The following is a 17722-nucleotide window of genomic DNA, read 5'->3' as shown; positions in this document are numbered from 1 at the left end:
ACTATGGGGCGCACGGAATTCATTGGCCTAGCCGCCATGCTGATGGCGCTCAATGCTCTTGCCATCGACATCATGCTCCCGGGCCTCCAGGAGATCGGCGCTTCACTCGGCGTCGATAATGAGAACCATCGCCAGTATGTCGTCTCGGCCTACCTGCTCGGTTTCGGCATCGCCCAGCTTTTTTACGGCCCGCTGGCGGATCGCTTTGGTCGCCGCAAACCGATGCTGTTCGGCCTTGGTATTTATATCGTGTCATCTATCGCAGTGATCTTTGTGCCGAGTTTTGCCGGCCTCCTGGCGCTGCGTTTCATCCAGGGTATTGGTTCAGCCGCAACACGCGTCATCACCGTCTCTATCGTTCGCGACATCTATGGCGGGCGTCAGATGGCCGAGGTCATGTCGCTGATCATGATGGTGTTCATGGTGGTGCCGGTCATTGCACCGGGGACAGGCCAGATCGTCCTATTCTTCGGAGACTGGCACCTGATATTTGGTTTCATGGCAGCAATCGCGGCCATCGTAACGGTCTGGATGTACACGCGTCTTCCCGAAACACTGCGTCCGGAAGACATGCGCCCCCTGACGGTTTCATCCGTACTGACGGGCTTCAAGATCGTCCTGACCAATCGGGTGGCGCTCTGTTACACCATCGCCAGCATGATCATCTTCGGCGCGCTGTTCGGTTTCATCAATTCCGCCGAACAGGTCTATAAGGGCATCTACGATCTCGGTGCGTGGTTTGCCGCAGCCTTTGCCGCGGTCGCACTGTTCATGTCGCTGTCGTCCTTCCTGAACTCGAAATTGGTTGGGCGCTACGGCATGCGCAAGCTGTCGCATGGTTCGTTGCTCGGCTTCATCACCATCAACTTCATCTGGTTGATGATGATGGTCTTCGGGCCCCATCCATTGCCCTTCGCGCTGTTTATCGTGATGTTCGGTCTGTCGATGTTCCAGTTCGGCCTGATCGGTTCGAACTTCAACTCGCTCGCCATGGAGCCACTTGGCCATGTGGCGGGAACGGCGTCTTCCGTCATTGGCTTTTTGGGAACGGTAGGCGGCTCGCTAATTGGTGCAAGTATCGGGCAGGCTTTCAACGGCACCGCACTACCCATGGTCAGCGGCTTCTTCATCGTCTCCGTGATAGGCTTGGTCTTCGTGCTGATCGGTGAAAAAGGCAAGCTGTTCCAGGCTCATAACAAGCCAACGCACTGAGTTGAATATTCAACGAAAAAGGGCGCGGTTGTCACAACAACCGCGCCCATCTTCGTGCAATGTGTCAGCAGATCACACCGTAAAAATCCGCTCGCGCAGAACTGTCCACGTCTCTTTATCCGGAGCCAGCAGCAAGCCGCCACTCACATGGTTTGGCAGATAAAGAGAACCGTCGAAGCGGGCAGCGTAAGCACCCGCTTCCTGCGAAATCAGTGTGCCAGCCAGATGATCCCAAGGCATCAGCTTGTTGTACATCAGGAAGTGCATGTGGCCGCCGCAGAAGATGCGGTATTCGTGCGCTGCGCAGCGATAACTGGTGAAGAGCCGGACATCGGCGAGATTGTTTAAGATGCGACGGCGCGTCTCGACGTCGAAGTAGCCTGTATTGGCAATACCGACCATCTGCGACAGTTCCGGTGAAGGAACCACCTGCAACTGGGTCTGGGAGCCATCCGCACTGCAAAGCCAGGCTCCAGAGCCTTTTTCCGCAATGACCCAGTCATTGCCCATCGGATCGAAGATGATACCCGCAACGGTCTCACCCTTGGAGACGACGCTCAGCATCACACCGAACAGCGGCAATCCGGCAGCGAAGTTATAGGTTCCGTCGATGGGGTCGACGACCACGACAAGGTCAGCGTCGCCGAGTTTGTCCAGCAGCGATGGATCTGCCGCGACCGCTTCCTCGCCGACGAAAAGAGCATCGGGCATGAACTCGGCAACACGGGCGCGGATCAAACGCTCCGCCGCCTCGTCGGCCTCAGTGACCAGATCGATCGCTTCGGTTTTTACCCGCACGTCACCCTCTCCGAGATTGCGAAATCGCGGCAGGATTTCCACCGCTGCGGCTTCCTGAAGGGCATTGGCCAGCGAGGCGATGTCGAGTTCCACGGACATGGGCGGTTCCTTTACATATTCAGATCAAAGACCGAGAATTTCCCGGCGCAGCATCTTCCAGCTTTCCCTGTCGGGTGCGGAGAGGATGCCGCCCTCAATATCTCCCGGACGATAGGGCGTACCATCGAGCTTTGCCGTGTGGCCGCCTGCTTCCTGATGGGTTAGCACGCCTGCCAGATGGTCCCAAGGCATAAGCTTCTCATGACCGATGAAATGCAGCTTGCCGGCTGCCACCAACCAGTATTCGTGCGCCGAGCAATTCAACGACAGCGCCATTTTCGTCTTCGCCATGTTGGCCGCGATCATCGGCCGGCGGTCCGGATGGCTGTGCCCCCAAGAAAAAATACCGACCATATCCGTAAGACCGACCGCCTCGGCGACTCGCATTTTCGCTTCGCTGCCGTTTTCGCGCTTCAGCACGGCGCCGGCGCCTTTGACCGAGACGATGCTATCGCCCATCACTGGATCATGAATGATGCCAGCGACCGTTTCACCTTTGACGGTCACGGCAAGAAGCGTTCCAAAGGCTGGAAAGCCGGACGCAAAGTTGAACGTACCGTCGACCGGGTCGATCACGAAGGCAAGCGGCGCATCACGCAGAGCGGGGATGACGGAACGATCCGCATCATAGGCTTCTTCCCCAACAATATGAGCAGAGGGAAATCGCTGCAACAAAGCTGCAGTGATGCGCTTTTCAGCAAGTATATCGGCTTCCGTAACCAAATCTACAGCCGACGTCTTCTCGGAAATGGCAGAAGCGCTGAGATTGCGAAAGCGTGGCATGATTTCACTCGCGCCAGCATCGGCGACAGTCGCGACGAGGAAATCAATATCTGAATCGGAAAGGGTCATCGAAGGCAATCTGAAAAGGTGAGGAATGTGCCTCACCTACCTCTCTAGGATGACGGATCGGTGACAGTTAGACCGGAAAAGTCAAAGAGTTTCGTATCAAGCAAATGCGAAGGATTGACGTGGGCGAGCGCGCGCAACATCACGTCCTTGCGGCCCGGCATGCGGCGCTCGATATCGGCTAGCATGTCCTTCATGGCATTTCGCTGCAAACCGTCCTGAGAGCCGCAGAGATCGCAGGGTATGATGGGAAACTCCATCGCGGTAGCAAATTTTGCTAGATCGTCCTCGGCGCAATAGGCGAGCGGGCGCAGCACCATCAAGTCACCCTCATCATTCATCAGCTTCGCCGGCATGCCGGCAAGCCGGCCACCATGGAAGAAATTCATGAAGAAGGTTTCCAGAATGTCTTCGCGGTGGTGACCGAGCAGCAGCGCGTCGCAGCCCTCTTCCCGTGCGATGCGGTAAAGATTGCCACGACGAAGACGCGAACAGAGGGAGCAGTAGGTGGCTCCTTCCGGGACCTTCTCTTTCACGATCGAATAGGTATCGCGATATTCGATGCGATGCGGCATCCCGATCTTCGTCAGATAGTCGGGCAGGATATGTTTTGGGAAGTTCGGCTGCCCTTGGTCGAGATTGCAGGCGATCAACTCAACCGGCAAAAGACCGCGCCACTTGAGATCGAGCAGGAGCGCGAGAAGACCATAGCTGTCCTTGCCGCCGGAAAGACCAACCAGCCAGCGCTTTTGCCCGTTCAACATGCCGAAATCATCGAAAGCCTGTCGCACGTTTCGCAACAACCGCTTGCGCAGCTTGTTGAAGGAGACCGAACGCGGCGCATCGGCAAAGAGCGGATGGGCACCACCAGCCTCTTCGACCTCGCCGGCTTCCTGAATGTCATCGATATTGGCGGCAATGGTCATGGTCATCTCGCTGTCCTATCCGCATTGAAGCGGCTAGGGACAGGGAATGCCCTCATATAGGCGCAAGATCAAGCCCCGAATACCGACCAGCCCATGCGGTTCGCCAGCATTTCGAGCGCATCCGAGCCAAGCGCGGAGTTGCCCACCTTGTTGAGACCCGGCGACCAGACGGCTATTGAAGCCTTGCCGGGCGCCACCGCCAGAATACCGCCGCCGACGCCGCTCTTGCCGGGAAGACCGACGTGGTAAGCAAAGTCGCCCGATCCATCATAATGGCCGCAAGTGAGCATAAGGGCATTGATACGACGCGCCCTGCGATCAGAAACCACCGAATGCCCCGTCAGTGGATTGCGTCCGCGATTGGCCAGGAAGAGCCCTGCCCGCGCCAACTGCACGCAGTTCATCGAGAGCGCGCACTGGTGAAAGTAAACGCCGAGCGTATGGTCCACCGGATGATGGATATTGCCAAAACTGCGCATGAAGTTTGCGAGCGCAAAGTTGCGAAAACCGGTTGCCTGCTCGGATTTGGCGACGGTGTTATCGATCGAGATCGTATCGTCATTGGCGAGATAGCGAACGAAGCGCAGGAGTTCACCAATAGCTTCTCGCGGCTGATGTCCAGCAAGTACCATGTCGGTGACCACGATCGCGCCTGCATTGACGAACGGGTTGCGGGGAATGCCGTGTTCATGTTCCAACTGAACGATAGAATTGAACGATGAGCCGGAAGGCTCTCGGCCAACGCGCTTCCAGACGGACTCACCGGCCTTGCCGAGCGCAAGAGTCAGCATGAAGACTTTGGAGATACTCTGGATCGAGAAAGGCACGATGGCGTCGCCTGCAACGAAGGTCTCGCCTTCGACTGTGGTGACGGCAATGCCGAACTGCTTCGGATCAACCTTGGCGAGTTCGGGAATATAATCCGCGACCTTCCCTTCACCGAGATGGTTTTTCATCTCGTCATAGATGGAATCGATGACCGTCTGAATATTCTGCATACCCTGCCCCGATACAGAAAAAGCGCCCGTGGGGCGCTTTTGCTAGATGTATGACCGCCTTAGATGGAGGTTGAACGTGCCTTTGTGGTGATGGCGAACGCCTTCATCACGTAGCTGTCACGATCGTAAACGTCGTCGAAATACTGCACCTTGCCATCCTTGTCGGGCCATGCGGTAAAATAGGCGACATAGACCGGAATTTTGACAGGCACTGACACGGCACGGTTTTCGCCACCAGCAATCTGCTTGTTGACGTTGTCGATCGTCGTGCCGAGAACCGCTGCCGCCATGCGACGTGGGTCAACAAGGCGGATACAGCCATGGCTCAGAGCGCGCATATCGCGGTTGAAGAAGCTCTTCGATGGCGTGTCATGCATGTAGATGGCATGGCTATTGGGGAAGAGGATCTTGAGATCGCCCAGCGCATTGTCGCTGCTCGGAGGCTGACGAACCGAGATTGCCTTGGTCGAGCCATACCAGTTGACGCTTGACGATGACACGGCACGGCCATTGACCGTAACTTCATAGCCAAGACGATCGAGATAGGACGGATCGTTGCGAAGCTTCGGCAGCATTTCGTTGACGATGATCGACTGTGGAACGCCCCAATAGGGGTTGAATTCTACCGTCTGGATTTCATCCTGGAAGAAGTAGGTCTGGTTGGTCTTCGACCCGATGACCACCTTCATACCGAACTGCTCTTTGCCCTGATCATGGTAGTAAGCCATGAAGGCGGGCTGGTTGATGAGCACATAGCGGTCACCAAGATCGGCAGGCAGCCAGCGGACCTGCTCCATCGCCACTTGAAGCTTGGCGATCTTGGCCTCGTTGCTGTCGCCGGTCATCGCCCTAACAGTTGCGCGGCCGATCACTCCGTCGGCCTTAAGACCGTTTTCACTCTGGAATGCCTTGACTAGCTCCACCAGTTCCGGCGTGTATTGTGTGGACTGCTGCGAGGCGGAAAGTGCCGCAGCATGCTCGCTCTTCAATGCCTCGGAAGAGCGATGCTGAATGGCTTTCACCACATTCGCCACTTCGGGATTATCCTCGCCGGGTTTCAGAACCAGATCGGCGGGAACAGCAATCTTGCCCTCACCAGACTTGTGTTCATCCAGAAGCTTTACCAACTCAGCCTTCAGCGCTTTGTATTCCGGATTGGACGGTTCGCGAGACCGCAAATAGGCCGTCACGTCTGGGCTCAAAGCAGTAAGCTTCAAAACCGGCGCCAGATTGACGGTCTTGCGCTTAAAATCATGGTAGCCGGAAAGCTTGTTCGGATCGACCCTGCCCCTTGTGGTGTCCTGAACGTAGCCGAGAACTTTTGCCGAAAGCGCCAGCTCGAATTGCATCATCGAACGGTTGACTGGCTTGGTTTCGGTTTCGGCAACGCTAACCGTCTGCACGGCTGCCTGTGGCTCGTCGGCGATGCTGGCGGTCACGTCGGAAGATGGCGCGGAGATACCGTAATCCGCTGGATCCAGACCACTTTCGCCTACGGTTTCGAAGAAAGCGAGCACGGCAGAAGCCCGCTCATTGATATCCCCATTGGACACCCAGATCGGCTTTGCGCCGCCTGCATAATAGGCCTCCAATGCCTTTGCGATTTCCGGTGTCGCCGACAGCTTTACGCCTGCGTAATCAGGTCCGAATTTAGATGTGTCGACCGCAAGCGTGCCGTCGGCCTTATACGTGTAATAGCGCGGACCGGAGATACGCGGTGCAGGCTCAGGATCCATATCGCGCCCGGCGGGCGCGCTTTGCTGCACGACGCCAGGAAGACCGCGGTCCTGACGTTCGCGCTCCACTTTACCAGGTCCGCCGCGAAGCAGATCCATGAGAGTGATTGCGCTGGCGGGAGCGGGAATGCCCGCAGAGACGGAAACACCGAGAGCCAGTATGAACGCCGCCGATTTTTTTCCTGAAGTGATCTGCAATTTGTTCCTCATTGCGTCCAGCGCCCGCATCCATCGAAGCGCGAATAAACCATTGTCTGTCTAGCGGATTGAGCTTCACTTGGAAAGAAAACGCGCAAAGTCCGATCTCGTGCCAGAATCGTTCTGCCGTTAGTCAAAAAAATCTCCGGCAATCTCCTTAATTTTTGGCAGGAATAGTTAAATTTCTCTTTAATTTCGCAGCATTGCAGCAAGATGTTTTTTCGTGAGGCATGGGGTCTCAATGGTGAGAGTGACCGCTTCAAAAACGTCACCCAAAAGTCACGCCGATCGACTTTCGAATCTGCGACGAAATCTGACGCCCCGCTGCGACTGAGGCTTTCCACGCTTGCGGGATAGCTCTATATGTCTGCGCGCGCAGGGCGAGCGGAGATAGCGTCCTGCTGAAGGAACACAATGGAGAGGCAGGACCGATGACAGCCACACGCACCGAAACCGATACATTTGGGCCGATCGAAGTCGCCAGCGATCGCTATTGGGGCGCGCAGGCCCAGCGGTCGCTCGGCAATTTCAAGATCGGCTGGGAAAAGCAGCCCACATCCGTCATCCGTGCACTTGGCATCGTCAAACAGGCCGCAGCGCGCGCCAACATGGCGCTGGGCGGTCTGGATGCGAAGCTCGGCGACACTATCATCAAGGCCGCTCAGGAAGTCATCGATGGCAAACTGAACGAGCACTTCCCGCTCGTCGTCTGGCAGACGGGCTCGGGCACGCAGTCCAATATGAATGCCAATGAGGTGATCTCCAACCGGGCAATCGAGATGCTCGGCGGCGTGATGGGTTCCAAGAAGCCCGTCCATCCCAACGATCATGTCAACATGAGCCAGTCGTCCAACGATACCTATCCGACGGCCATGCACATCGCCTGCGCCGAACAAATCGTCCATCATCTCCTGCCTGGACTGAAGCATCTTCATGCTGCTCTAGACAAGAAGGCGAAGGATTTCGCCCACATCATCAAGATCGGACGCACCCACACACAGGACGCGACGCCGTTGACGCTTGGTCAGGAGTTTTCCGGCTACGCAGCGCAGGTCGCCTCGTCGATCAAGCGCATCGAATTGACGCTGCCGGGCCTTTGCGAACTCGCCCAGGGTGGAACCGCCGTTGGTACCGGGCTGAACGCACCCATCGGCTTCGCGGAGAAAGTCGCCGAGGAAATTGCGGCCATTACAGGCCTGTCCTTCGTCACCGCGCCGAACAAGTTCGAGGCACTCGCCGCGCATGATGCAATGGTCTTCTCGCACGGCGCGATCGCCGCTGCGGCTGCGGCACTCTTCAAGATCGCCAACGATATCCGCTTCCTTGGTTCCGGCCCGCGCGCAGGTCTTGGCGAACTGTCGCTGCCGGAGAACGAACCGGGTTCATCGATTATGCCGGGCAAGGTCAACCCCACCCAGTCCGAAGCGCTGACGCAGGTTTGTGCTCACGTCTTCGGAAACCAGGCTGCCATTACCTTTGCTGGATCGCAGGGCCATTTCGAGCTCAACGTCTATAATCCAATGATGGCCTACAACTTCCTGCAGTCCGTTCAGCTCCTGGGCGATGCAGCGGTGTCCTTCACCGACAATTGCGTGGTGGGCATCGAAGCGCGCGAAGACAACATTCGCAAGGGTGTGGAAAACTCGCTGATGCTGGTCACAGCACTCAACACCAAGCTCGGCTACGATGCTTGCGCCAAGATCGCCAAGACTGCTCACAAAAACGGCACGACGTTGCGTGAAGAGGCTGTCGGCGGTGGATATCTTACGAACGAGGAGTTCGATCAGTATGTTCGTCCCGAGAACATGATCGGCCCCAAATAAAGACCATGGTCAGACAACGGGCATGTCCCGTTGTCTGACCTACTCGTGCTGTCTACTGCCCAACGAAATGCCTGTTTACAGACAATAATTTTCGTAGATAAAATCTTGGTGAGCTTATAAAGCAATACTATGTTCTCCAGCGACTCCCGCAAGAGGCTGAACTTGAGAACGGGCCGGCCTGTCAATGCAGCATCAACGGTAAGTTTGGGAGAACTGTCGTTGAGGATGCGCCGGTTACAACAAGATTACATGGGGACGCCTGATGAGTACGGGATCGACACTGACCATGCCCGGCGCTGATGTTGCCAGTCAGATTCTTCTTGCCATGCGCAACATGGGCGTTGCACCAATTCCGCGTAACTACAATCTTTTCTACGAGGCGTTTATCGGCTCAAACCCTGCGCTTTCGAAAGAACTGCTTCGATTTGGCAGTACGGTAACTCAGGAAGAGCTGGATGAACTTGGTGCTCGCTTTTTCAACCAAGGCCACAGCAGGATTATCGAGAACGTCCACGAGAGGCTTCATCTAGAACTGGAAGCTTTGCTGACGGTCCTGAAACAGGAACAATCGAGCCTGGAAAAATATAACCGTGTTCTGGACGAAACCCGTGAACGCATCTCGGTAAAAAGCGCGACGAGCACCTCTATCGTCAGCGCAGCGATATCCATTCTTGCAGAAGCCACGGGCAACAAGATTTCCCAAGGAGAGACACGTTCCAAGGACTTGAATCGGCATGCTGAAGAGATGCAGCAGGTCCGTCTCGAACTGGACGAATACAAGCGCATCGCCAATACAGATTCTCTGACCCGCCTCTCCAATCGCAGAGCCTTCGATGAGAAGCTTGCGGGTGTGTATGATACGAGCATCGGTCTTCACCTTTCCTCCCTTGTGCTGCTGGACGTGGACAACTTCAAGCGCATCAACGACACCTATGGTCATCCCGTCGGCGATAAAATCCTCGCAAGCGTCGCCTCCGTCATTCGCAAGTCCGTTCGAGGCGAACTCTTCGTTGCACGCACAGGCGGCGAGGAATTTGCGATCATAGCTGAGAAGATGAATGCCGATGAAGTCAGGGAAATGTGCGAGCGTATCCGAGTGGCGCTTGAAAAAACCCCGTTCAGAAACTCGAAGACTGGTATCGATTACGGTCAGATCACTATTTCAATCGGCTATGCAATAGCAACACAGGCCCAAAACCCGGTCGATCTTTACACGAATTCCGATGTTGCGCTTTATAATGCGAAAAGCAGTGGCCGCAACCGCACGATCCTGTTCGAAGAAGGCATGCAGAAGAATTACACCGGTAAAGGCTGGCTGATCTACCGGACCTGATCTGCGTGATCCGGACGTCCTACCACATTGTTTTTGCAGCCCTTTCCGGCCATTCCTTATCGTAGCTGTCCTGATCGAAATCCGTCTTGGCTGCCTTGAGCAATGCACCTGGCGTCGGAAGCGACGCCGGATCGATGAAGTTTTGCGGATGCCAGAGCTCTGAACGGATCAGGGCGCGGGCGCATTGAAAGTAGACTTCATTGATCGTCACCACCGTAACGGTGCGTGGATGTTTTCCATCCATCGTAAAGCTTTCGAGGAGAGCGGGCTCTGCCGAGACAAAGGCGCTTCCATTGATGCGCATGGTCGTGGTGGAACCAGGCACGAGGAACATCAGCGCAACTCTCGGGTCACGTACGATATTCATCAGCGAATCCACTCGATTATTGCCCCGCCAGTCCGGAAGTAGAACGGTCTTGTCATCCTGAACCCGAACGACGCCACCCTTGTCTCCACGTGGGGAGCAGTCCATTCCCTCCGGTCCAACCGTCGCAAGCGCCAAAAACGGCGCTGCTTCGATCATCTGGCGATATTCGGGGGTGAGATGCGACGTCACCTTGATCAAAGATGCCTCGGAACAGCCGTCATAGATGGCCTTCAGTTCCTCGACCGAGCGAATAACTCCCATTTTTTCTTACTCCTTTTCAGAGCGCTCTGCGATCTCTCGCGGCGCTCCCCATCCTGCTGTGTTCGATAGCATGTCGGCGTCCGAACTGCGGCCAACTTTCGCGACGACCATGTGTAGCAACGCCATTTTTCGACTGAAGTCAGCCATCTTGCTCTGCTTCTTCGCGTGCTTCACGTTCAGCGCGCTCACGCGCCGTCCTTGCCGCTACGAGATCGGCAGGTGATGCATTACCGCGCACGAGCGAGCGACCCGCATATATGCCGCCGACAACTTCCATGGCGAAGCGCTCCGCGTCGACATCGCGAAACTCTTCGACCAGACTTTCGGCAATCTCCTGCCTCTCGCCGACGGAGGCCAAAACCTTCTCACTGAAATCGAGTGCCGATTCGTAGGTCTCGCGGATTTGATAATCGACGCCTGCTTTGACCAGGTCGATGGCATGACCGCGATCGAAAGCGCGCGCCAGCACCGGCACCAGCGGAAACTCATGCTTGACGATCTCCGCGATGCGAACCGCCGCCTCTTTGTCATCGACGCAGATCAAAACGGCACGCGCCGTCGCAGCCCCCGCTGCATGGAGGATTTCCGAGCGCGCACCATCGCCATAATAGACTTTGAAACCAAAATCAGCCGCATCGCGGACGAAGTCCGCATCCTTGTCGATCAGCGACAACATGTAGCCACGTGCCAAAAGCGGCTGGCTTACGATCTGGCCAAACCGGCCGAAGCCGATGATGAGAATACTGCCTTCGACATTTTCAGGAAGTTCAAGGCCGTCCGTATTGGGCTTTGCAGCCGGCATGACACGATCGTGGACGATCACCATCAACGGCGTCAGGATCATCGAAATGATGATCATCGCAGTCAGCACAGCGTTTGCTTCTGCGTTCAGAATACCGGCGGTCGCTGCGGCGGAATAAAGAACGAAGGCAAATTCACCGCCCTGCGCCATCAGTGCGGCACGCTCGATGGCTTCACGCTGGCAGGTACCCACAAGCCTTGCGACACTGTAAATCAACAGCGCTTTGACGAGCATGTACGCGATGACGCCAACGACTACGATCTTCCAGTTCGTCGCAATGACCGAAAGATCGATCGCCATGCCCACACCGAGAAAGAACAGGCCAAGCAGAATGCCACGGAACGGCTCGATATCGGCTTCCAACTGGTGACGGAAAGCCGATTCCGATAGAAGAACGCCGGCAAGAAACGCTCCCATCGCCATGGAAAGCCCGCTGACCTGCATGAGAAGCGCTGATCCAAGCACGACAAGCAGCGCCGCAGCCGTCATCACCTCACGCGCACCGGAGGCGGCCAATAGACGAAAAAGAGGATTGAGCAGATAACGCCCGGCGAAAACCAGAGCAACCGTCGCAGCAAGCGCGATACCGAAAGACAGGAGCCGCTCACTCATCGCGACTTCTTCGCCGCCTGCGCCCAGAAACGTGACGAGCACCAATAGCGGCACGATCGCCAGATCCTCGAAGAGCAGAATGGCGATGATGCGCTGTCCCTTCAGCGTCGAAAGGCTGCCGCGCTCCTGCAGCATCTGCATGACGATGGCCGTCGATGTGAGTACAAATCCAGTTCCCGCTACAAAAGAGAAAATGACCGGATATCCGAAAACCACGCCGATCATCGTCAGACCGCCGATACAGATTATGACCTGAAGGGCGCCCAGACCAAAAATATCTTTTCGCATGGACCACAGCCTTGATGGCTGCATCTCGAGACCGATGATGAAGAGGAACATGACCACGCCGAGTTCGGCGATATGTATAATGGCCTGCGGATCGGAAAATGCGCCTAGTCCGAAAGGACCGATAACGAGGCCCGCTGCGAGATACCCAAGAACCGAGCCGAGACCGATGCGTTTGAAAATGGGGGCGGCCGCCACACCGGCGGCGAGCAGGACGACCACTTGGGCCAGATCATTCGCATTTCCCTCGACGGCCAAGTGTCACCTCTACGTTGAAATCATATGCAACTTCCCTAACGGAACCGCGGCTCCCTGCTCAAGCCCTTTTCCGCCAGTTCCTGTTCGTAAGTCTGGAACAGTGCGTCTCCTTTTTCGCCCAGTTCCTGAAGGTAACGCCAGGTGAAGATGCCGCTGTCATGCCCGTCATCGAATGCGATGCGCACGGCATAATTGCCCGTCGCGACCACATTGCGGATCGCAACATCGCGCTTGCCCGGCACAGTAGTCTTCTGCCCTGGACCGTGTCCCTGAACTTCCGCAGAAGGGGACAAGACGCGAAGCATTTCAGCAGGAAGCGTATGAGATACGCCGCTGTCGAACAGCACGGTCAGATGCTTGCGATCCTTGGAAACCCGCAATTCGGTGGGCCAAGCTTCACTCATGTCGATTTCCATCACGTTAAAGGTAGGGAACAAGTATGGCCTTGTCGGCTTACAGGCAAGACATTACATGTTGTGAAACAACGACCCCAGGCCACTGGCACAATATCCCTGAACATGGAGAGATCCGCTTGAACAGCGTTGTGACGCATCTCGGGCAACCTCAAGCAATCGCCAAGGCCGATGGCCCGATGATCGACCCCTTCGGCCGGGCGGTCACATACTTGCGGGTCTCGGTCACGGACCGCTGCGATTTTCGCTGTACCTATTGCATGTCGGAGCACATGACCTTCCTGCCGAAGAAGGATCTGCTGACGCTCGAAGAACTCGACCGGCTCTGTTCCGCCTTCATCGCCAAGGGCGTGCGCAAGCTGCGCCTGACAGGCGGTGAACCCCTAGTGCGCAAGAATATCATGCATCTCATCCGCAATCTCGGTCGCCATCTTGAAACCGGCCGACTGGAAGAGCTGACGCTGACCACCAATGGCTCGCAACTTGGTGCCCATGCCGCCGAGCTTTATGATTGCGGCGTGCGCCGGATCAACGTGTCGCTGGATACGCTCGATGCGGAGAAGTTCCGACAGATCACCCGTTGGGGTGATTTCTCCAAGGTGATGGCCGGCATTGACGCGGCTCTCGCGTCAGGCATCAAGATCAAGCTCAATGCAGTGGCGCTGAAAGACTTCAACGAGCACGAAATTCCCGAACTCATGCGTTTTGCCCACGCGCGCGGCATGGATCTGACCGTAATTGAAACCATGCCGATGGGCGAGATCGAAGAAGACCGCACGGATCGTTACCTGCCGCTTTCGCAAGTTCGCGCATCGCTCGAAGAACGGTTCACACTTACCGATATTCCTTACAAGACGGGCGGCCCAGCCCGTTATGTCGAGGTCAGGGAAACCGGTGGACGTCTTGGCTTCATCACGCCGATGACACACAATTTCTGCGAGAGCTGCAATCGAGTGCGCATTACCTGCACCGGCACACTCTATATGTGCCTTGGCCAAGACGATGCGGCGGATCTGAGAGCGGCGCTACGCGCCTCAGATGGCGACGTGCTATTGTCACAGGCAATCGACGACGCCATTCTCCGTAAACCCAAGGGCCACGACTTCATCATCGACCGGGATCGCAAGCGTCCCGCTGTCGCTCGCCACATGAGCGTTACCGGCGGCTGATGTCTCCACCCGAGCATCAAGCCGGAACTGATCTTGGCACAGCACGACGCGCGGAGCCGACGAAGAACGATGATCCTTCGTGCGTCCAAGAGCGCAAAATGAAGTGCTCGCTTATTATTTGATACCCTTACATTAAATGGATTGAATTCGACCGCCCGCCATGTCACGACTCTGAAACTGGAGGAGTGAACGGACTCGCGCTGCTGCTGCGGAAGAAAGCATCGCGACGTCGTTCTTGGGATCACATCATGGCATTGACGGACAATACGCGCGGAGCGCTGCTGATGGCTCTGGCGATGGCAAGCTTCACGATCAACGACGCTTTTACCAAGTCCGTCACGCCCTACATCAATACCGGACAGATCCTCTTCGTTCGTGGCGTGATGACCTGCGTGCTAGTATACGTAATCGCGCGCCACATGGGGGCGCTGCGCCCTCTGACAACCATGCTACGGCCCATCATTCTGCTGCGTTGCCTTTGCGAGGTTGCGGCCTCCATTCTTTATCTCAAGGCGCTTAGCCTGATGGAGTTTGCCAATGTGGCGGCTATCATGCAGTCGCTCCCCCTTGCCGTCACGCTTGGTGCAGCACTTTTCCTGAAAGAGCCTGTGGGCTGGCGGCGTTGGACCGCCATCCTCGTCGGCTTCCTTGGTGTTCTGGTTATTCTGAGGCCTGGTCCAGAGGGCTTCACCTCCGGCGCACTGCTTGTGGTGGCTGCGATGTTCGTGACCGCCGGACGCGACCTTTTGACCCGGCGCATGTATACCGATGTTCCATCCATGGCCGTGACGATGACGACGACTGTCGTGAACACGTTATTTGGGTCCGCACTGATCATGCCCTTCGGTGGATGGCAGCCGATGAACGCATACGTCTGGTCGCACCTCGTCGCAGCCTCTTTCCTGGTCGTCATCGGTTACCAGGCGGTGATTACTGCAATGCGCAGCGGCGATATTTCGTTCGTTGCACCTTTCCGTTACACCAGCATGATCTGGGCCTTCTCCATCGGTCTTTTCTTCTTCGGCGAGCATCTGGACGTCTGGACGCTGTCCGGCACAGCCATCATCGTCGCCTCCGGTCTCTACACATTCTATCGCGAAAGCAGACGTCACCGCGCGCCGATCGCCAAACAGGCTGTGGGTATCGAATGACCAAGACGCGTTTTCTCGATCGCTCCACCCCACCGCATGTGATCACGCTCGTCCTCGTGGCGGGTGTCGCAGCGCTCAGCATGAATGTCTTCCTGCCGTCGCTTGCGGCAATGTCGAACTATTTCGGCACCGACTACGCCGTGATGCAATTCGCCGTCTCAGGCTATCTTGCCGCAACGGCAGTGCTTCAGCTTGTGATCGGACCGCTTTCCGATCTCTTCGGGCGCAGGCCCGTGATGCTCTTCAGTATCCTGCTGATGATTGTTGCCACACTCATCTGTACCTTTGCGCCGAATATCACCGTTTTCATGATCGGCCGCGTTCTGCAGGCGGCGATCGCGTCGGGCTTCGTGCTGGCGAGGGCCATCGTCCGCGACATGGTACCAGCCGAGCAGGCCGCCTCGATGATCGGTTATGTCACAATGGGAATGTCGGTGGTTCCGATGGTCGGGCCCACCGTCGGCGGCTTTCTCAATGATCTCGCTGGCTGGCAAGCAAGCTTCGCCTTTGTTGGCCTCTCCGCCGTTGCGGTTCTGCTGCTCGTCTTTTTCGACATGGGCGAAACCAACCGGCAGAAGTCAGCAAGTTTCGCAGCGCAGTTCAAAGCATGGCCGCAACTTCTTCGCTCCACTCGTTTCTGGGGTTATGCGCTAACCTGCACGCTCTCCTCCGGCCTGTTCTTCTCGTTCCTCGGTGGCGCACCTTTTGTCGGCAGCGTGCTCTACGGGCTGACGCCTGCGGTGCTGGGCATGCAGTTCTTCTTCATGGCGACAGGATACATGCTGGGCAACTTCGTCTCCGGCCGCTATGCCAGCCGAATCGGTATCCCAGTGATGATGCTGACCGGCAATGTGATAGCGCTTGGCGGTATCGCCATCGCATATCTTCTGCTTCATCTTGAGCTCGACAGTCACTATGAGTTCTTCATTCCGCTGGCCCTGATCGGCGTCGGTAACGGCGTGACACTGCCCAGCGCCAATGCAGGCATGGTGAGTGTCCAACCTCATCTGGCAGGCTCCGCCTCCGGGCTTGGCGGAGCGCTGACAATTGGTGGTGGAGCAATGCTGTCGGTTATCGCCTCTTCCCTCCTATCGGAAGAAGCCGGTACGACACATCTCCTCCTCGTCATGCTGGTGAATGGCGTGCTTGCCGTTGCGACGAGCGCTTATGCGGGCAGACAGGAACGTCGCCACACACAGCATATACCGAGAGGTGAGGCATGACGAGCACGGTGCGCGCTTTCCCCGGCCTCATACTGGCGGGCGGTCTCTCCCGGCGTATGGGCTCCAACAAGGCTCTCTGCCCCTTAGGCGAACAACAACTTCTGCACCACGTCATCGACAAGATTGCGCCGCAGGTTTCGACACTGGCGCTTAACGCCGTCGGCGAATGGGGAAAAGGCTTTGACCTGCCTCTCGTGCCCGACACAAAGATCGGTCACGCAGGCCCCCTCGCCGGTATTCTCGCTGGCTTGGAGCATTTTAGAGATCACCCTTCCAGCGCAAGCCACATCTTGACGGTGCCTTCAGATAGCCCGTTTTTTCCAGATGATCTTGCTTCGAAGCTCTTGGATCATTTGCCTGACGAGAACTCTATTGTCATCGCGGCCTCCAAAGGCCAGGTCCATCCGGTCTTTGCTCTCTGGCCCCTTGCTCTTATGGAGGATCTGCAGCAATGGCTCGCAAACGACAATAACCGGCGCATCCGAAGCTTCCTGGCGCGCCACCCCACGATAGGCGTTTCTTTCCCGCCAGTCGAAAGCGCTACGAGTTCCATCGATCCGTTCTTCAACGTCAATACGCCCGAAGAACTGGCGCAGGCTGAGACTTTCCTTCGGAGCCTGTCTGCATGACGCGTCAAAAAGTATTCGGTATTTCCGGTTGGAAGAACTCGGGTAAGACAGGGCTCGCCGTTCGCATCGTCTCTGAGCTGACTGCGCGCGGCTACCGGGTCTCCACTATCAAACACGCACACCATGATTTCGATATCGACAAGGTGGGCGCAGATAGCTGGCGGCATCGGCAGGCTGGCGCGCATGAGGTGACGATCGTTTCCGGCACCCGATTTGCCATCATGCATGAGCTTCGCGGCGCGCCTGAACCTTCCTTCGAAGAAATTCTGTCCCGGATTGCACCCTGCGATCTGGTTTTGATCGAAGGGTACAAATACGAGCCCGTACCCAAAATCGAGGCCCGCCGAACAGACGCGGCAAAAACAGAACCGCTGGCGCCGCACGATCCGCATATCATTGCAATCGCTGCCGACCACTTGATCCCGCAGAGCACACTTCCGGTCTTCCACCTCGATGACACTGTCCGGATCGCCGACTTCATCGAAGCAACCGTCGGACTTGAGCGTCCATCAACATGAAGAAACCGGCGAAATAAAAACCTGACCGAAATGAAAAAGCCGGGCCTCACGACCCGGCTTTT

Annotated in this window: 16 protein-coding genes; 8 read left to right on the top strand and 8 right to left on the bottom strand. The window is 56.6% G+C overall.

All coding sequences use genetic code 11. The annotated features are described in order from the left end of the window. Nucleotides 1–3: 3 nt before the first annotated feature. Nucleotides 4–1212: a multidrug effflux MFS transporter gene (locus tag QZ862_RS06690; RefSeq protein ID WP_296098595.1), complete on the top strand. Its 1209-nt coding sequence runs from the start codon at nucleotides 4–6 to the stop codon at nucleotides 1210–1212. Nucleotides 1213–1284: 72 nt separating this feature from the next. Here the strand turns inward: QZ862_RS06690 and QZ862_RS06685 are convergent, their stop codons facing one another. The 5 genes from QZ862_RS06685 to QZ862_RS06665 form a co-directional block, all read right to left on the bottom strand. After that, entirely contained in the window at nucleotides 1285–2109 is an 825-nt protein-coding gene (locus QZ862_RS06685; protein WP_296098383.1) for an inositol monophosphatase family protein, read from the bottom strand. A gap of 24 nt (nucleotides 2110–2133) precedes the next feature. Further along, nucleotides 2134–2961, bottom strand: a complete 828-nt coding sequence (locus QZ862_RS06680; RefSeq protein WP_296098381.1) for an inositol monophosphatase family protein — start codon at nucleotides 2959–2961, stop codon at nucleotides 2134–2136. Between the two features lie 44 nt (nucleotides 2962–3005). Continuing rightward, a complete protein-coding gene (ttcA, locus tag QZ862_RS06675; RefSeq protein ID WP_296098592.1) occupies nucleotides 3006–3884 on the bottom strand; it encodes a tRNA 2-thiocytidine(32) synthetase TtcA in 879 nt (292 codons plus the stop codon). Nucleotides 3885–3952: 68 nt separating this feature from the next. Beyond that, nucleotides 3953–4882 (bottom strand): glutaminase, encoded by a 930-nt coding sequence (locus QZ862_RS06670; protein ID WP_296041534.1) that lies wholly within the window; start codon nucleotides 4880–4882, stop codon nucleotides 3953–3955. Nucleotides 4883–4941: 59 nt separating this feature from the next. Next, on the bottom strand, nucleotides 4942–6810 hold the full coding sequence (locus QZ862_RS06665; protein ID WP_296098589.1) for a murein L,D-transpeptidase: 1869 nt from the start codon (nucleotides 6808–6810) through the stop codon (nucleotides 4942–4944). Nucleotides 6811–7247: 437 nt separating this feature from the next. Here QZ862_RS06665 and fumC point away from each other — a divergent pair, with 437 nt between their 5' ends. Together fumC and QZ862_RS06655 are read left to right on the top strand one after the other, a co-directional pair. Then, nucleotides 7248–8639 (top strand): class II fumarate hydratase, encoded by a 1392-nt coding sequence (gene fumC / locus QZ862_RS06660; protein WP_296098379.1) that lies wholly within the window; start codon nucleotides 7248–7250, stop codon nucleotides 8637–8639. 262 nt (nucleotides 8640–8901) lie between these two features. Continuing rightward, nucleotides 8902–9972: a GGDEF domain-containing protein gene (locus QZ862_RS06655; protein WP_296098377.1), complete on the top strand. Its 1071-nt coding sequence runs from the start codon at nucleotides 8902–8904 to the stop codon at nucleotides 9970–9972. A gap of 19 nt (nucleotides 9973–9991) precedes the next feature. Here QZ862_RS06655 and QZ862_RS06650 read toward each other — a convergent pair whose 3' ends face one another. The 3 genes from QZ862_RS06650 to QZ862_RS06640 form a co-directional block, all read right to left on the bottom strand. After that, a complete protein-coding gene (locus tag QZ862_RS06650; RefSeq protein WP_296098375.1) occupies nucleotides 9992–10600 on the bottom strand; it encodes a pyridoxamine 5'-phosphate oxidase family protein in 609 nt (202 codons plus the stop codon). A 139-nt stretch (nucleotides 10601–10739) separates the two neighbouring features. Continuing rightward, entirely contained in the window at nucleotides 10740–12557 is a 1818-nt protein-coding gene (locus tag QZ862_RS06645; protein WP_296098373.1) for a monovalent cation:proton antiporter-2 (CPA2) family protein, read from the bottom strand. A gap of 35 nt (nucleotides 12558–12592) precedes the next feature. Continuing rightward, nucleotides 12593–12961: a DUF971 domain-containing protein gene (locus QZ862_RS06640; protein WP_296098372.1), complete on the bottom strand. Its 369-nt coding sequence runs from the start codon at nucleotides 12959–12961 to the stop codon at nucleotides 12593–12595. A 188-nt stretch (nucleotides 12962–13149) separates the two neighbouring features. On the opposite strand from QZ862_RS06640, the gene moaA reads away from it, so the two are divergent. The 5 genes from moaA to mobB all read left to right on the top strand — a co-directional run bounded on the left by moaA (nucleotide 13150) and on the right by mobB (nucleotide 17660). Continuing rightward, a complete protein-coding gene (gene moaA / locus QZ862_RS06635) occupies nucleotides 13150–14139 on the top strand; it encodes a GTP 3',8-cyclase MoaA (protein WP_296098587.1) in 990 nt (329 codons plus the stop codon). A gap of 248 nt (nucleotides 14140–14387) precedes the next feature. Continuing rightward, on the top strand, nucleotides 14388–15290 hold the full coding sequence (locus QZ862_RS06630; protein WP_296098370.1) for a DMT family transporter: 903 nt from the start codon (nucleotides 14388–14390) through the stop codon (nucleotides 15288–15290). Next, nucleotides 15287–16513: a multidrug effflux MFS transporter gene (locus tag QZ862_RS06625; protein ID WP_296039489.1), complete on the top strand. Its 1227-nt coding sequence runs from the start codon at nucleotides 15287–15289 to the stop codon at nucleotides 16511–16513. The genes QZ862_RS06630 and QZ862_RS06625 overlap by 4 nt, the downstream gene beginning before the upstream one ends. Further along, the gene (mobA, locus tag QZ862_RS06620; protein WP_296039486.1) at nucleotides 16510–17142 is read left to right on the top strand and encodes a molybdenum cofactor guanylyltransferase MobA; all 633 of its coding nucleotides are present in this window, start codon (nucleotides 16510–16512) and stop codon (nucleotides 17140–17142) included. Before QZ862_RS06625 ends, mobA begins: the two co-directional genes overlap by 4 nt. Continuing rightward, nucleotides 17139–17660, top strand: a complete 522-nt coding sequence (gene mobB / locus QZ862_RS06615; RefSeq protein ID WP_296039485.1) for a molybdopterin-guanine dinucleotide biosynthesis protein B — start codon at nucleotides 17139–17141, stop codon at nucleotides 17658–17660. The genes mobA and mobB overlap by 4 nt, the downstream gene beginning before the upstream one ends. The last annotated feature ends 62 nt before the right edge of the window (nucleotides 17661–17722 follow it).

This window comes from uncultured Agrobacterium sp., assembly GCA_913777615.1.
Lineage (GTDB): Bacteria > Pseudomonadota > Alphaproteobacteria > Rhizobiales > Rhizobiaceae > Agrobacterium.
The sequence above is the reverse complement of the archived record's forward strand: the minus strand, read 5'-3'. Positions and strand labels throughout refer to the sequence as shown.